We start from the raw sequence: 2278 nt of genomic DNA on the forward strand, positions 1-2278 counted from the left end.
CGCGGCCACCTGGTCGGCGAGCCGCGATCGCACGCTCTCCGCGTCCGCCAGCTCCGCGCGGCGCGTCACCAGGTCGTCGGCGGCCAGTCGCAAGGTCGCGTCACGGAGGTCTGCCTGGACGGACTGGGCGCGGCGCGCCACCTCGGCCTGTCGACCGAGCGGCTTGAGCTGGCGGCGTAGCTCGCCGGTCAGGTCACTCAACCGGTCGAGGTTGCCCTGCATCCCGGCCAGTTTGCGCTGTGCCTTCTCCTTACGGCGGCGGTGCTTGAGGATCCCCGCGGCCTCCTCGATGAAGGCCCGCCGTTCCTCGGGCTTGGACTCCAGGATCTCGGCGAGCTTGCCCTGCCCCACGATCACGTGCATCTCGCGACCGATGCCCGAGTCCGAGAGAAGTTCCTGCACGTCCATCAACCGGGCGCGGTCACCGTTGATCTCGTACTCCGCCGCTCCGTCACGGAACATCCGCCGGGTCAGCGAGACCTCGGCGTAGTCGATCGGCAGCGTGCCGTCCGAATTGTCGAGGGTGAGCGTCACCTCCGCCCGGCCGAGTGGCGCCTTCCCCGCGGTACCGGCGAAGATGACGTCCTGCATCTTGCCGCCGCGCAACGACTTGGCGCTGTGCTCGCCCATCACCCAGGTCAGGGCGTCGACGACGTTGGACTTGCCGGAGCCGTTGGGGCCGACCACGCAGCAGATGCCGGGCTCGAACCTCAGAGTCGTGGGCGCCGCGAAGGACTTGAAGCCCTTGAGCGTCAGCGACTTGAGGTACACGGGTGTCGATCCTATGGCACGGCCGGCTACCGGCCCGGAGGCGTGACCACAGGGGCGGCGATCACCGCCGCGCGCCTACGGGCTGCCGGCTTCACCGCCAGCTTGTGGAGTTCGGACACCACGATGACCGTGGCGCCCACGGCTACACACAGCGCCCACTCACCGGGGTTGAGTGCGCTCAGTCCCATCGGGCCGGCGAGAGTCGGCCAGCTCACCACCAGCACCTGCAGGCAGGCGGCGACCGCCGTGGCGGCAATCAGCAGGGGGTTCGCCATCGGGTTGAGGAGAAACACCGAGCGGCGCAGGGCCCGGGCGTTCATCACCTGGAAGAAGCTGGCCGCCACCAGCACTGTCAGTGCCAGGGAGCGGGCGTGATCGGTCTCCACCCCCTCCCAGATCGCGCGTTCGTAGACCACCAGCGTCACGACTGCGATCCACACCCCGCTCAGCGCTGTCCGCCACCACATAGTGGCGTCGAGGACACCCTCACCGCGAGTCCTCGGGGGGACCTCCAACTCGTCGCCTTCGCCGGGTTCGAACGCCAGGGCGATCACCTGAATCCCGGAGGTCACCAGGTTGGCCCACAGCATCTGGACGGGCAGGAGTATCAGGGGAGAATTGGTGAAGACGTTGACCGCGACCGCCAGCAACGCGGCGATCGCCGTGGACAGGAGGAAGAAGGTGGCCTTGCGGATCGTCGCGAAGGTGACCCGGCCCTCCTCGACGGCGTGGACGATCGTGCTGAAGTCGTCGTCCGTGAGGACGATGTCGGAGGCCTCGCGCGCGACATCCGTGCCGGAGTCCCCCATCGCGACTCCGATGGAGGCGGCGCGGAGTGCGGGCGCGTCGTTGACCCCGTCCCCGGTCACCGCGACCACATTGCCCATCGCCATGAGCTGGTCGACGATCCGCATCTTGTCCTGCGGCGACACCCGGGCCGCGACCGTGGAGTCTGCCAGTCGGCCCCGGAGCATCGCGTCGTCCAGGGCCGCGATCTCGGCGCCGGTCAGCGGCGGCTGTCCGGTGTCCAAACCGAGCCTTCCGGCGATCGCGGTGGCCGTCACCGGGTGGTCGCCGGTGATCATCATGACCCGGATCCCAGCCGACCGGCATCCGGCTATCGCCTCCGGAACGCCAGGACGCGGTGGATCGGTCATGCCCTCCAGGCCGAGTAGGGTCAGGTCCTCCGGTACGCCCTGCAGGGACGCGTCTCCCAACCGCGGATCCCCGTCCCGGAGTTCCCGGCGGGCGGTGGCGATGACCCGCAGCCCCTCCGAGCCCATGGCGTCGTTGGCGACCAGGACGGCGGCCCGATCGAGGGCCGTGGTGCCCTCTGCGGTGAGCATTCGCGAACACATCGCGGAGACCGCATCGGGAGCACCCTTGACGTACAACACCGGCCGCCCGCCCTCACTCCGGATCGTCTGCGAGAACCCCAGTTCGGGCTCGTACGGCATGTGCGCCACCGGGGCGGCGGCCCGTTCGGTCGGCGTGACGACGCCCAGCC

At 69.6% G+C, this 2278-nt stretch carries 2 protein-coding genes; both read right to left on the reverse strand.

Translation table 11 applies throughout. The annotated features are described in order from the left end of the window. The coding region (locus tag G6027_RS14750) for an AAA family ATPase (protein ID WP_182637829.1) at nt 1-771 on the reverse strand (771 nt) is incomplete at its 3' end. 26 nt (nt 772-797) lie between these two features. Then, on the reverse strand, nt 798-2278 hold a 1481-nt coding region (locus tag G6027_RS14755; protein ID WP_182637830.1), incomplete at its 5' end, for an HAD-IC family P-type ATPase.

It is taken from the genome of Dietzia sp. SLG310A2-38A2, assembly GCF_014145095.1.
GTDB lineage: Bacteria > Actinomycetota > Actinomycetes > Mycobacteriales > Mycobacteriaceae > Dietzia.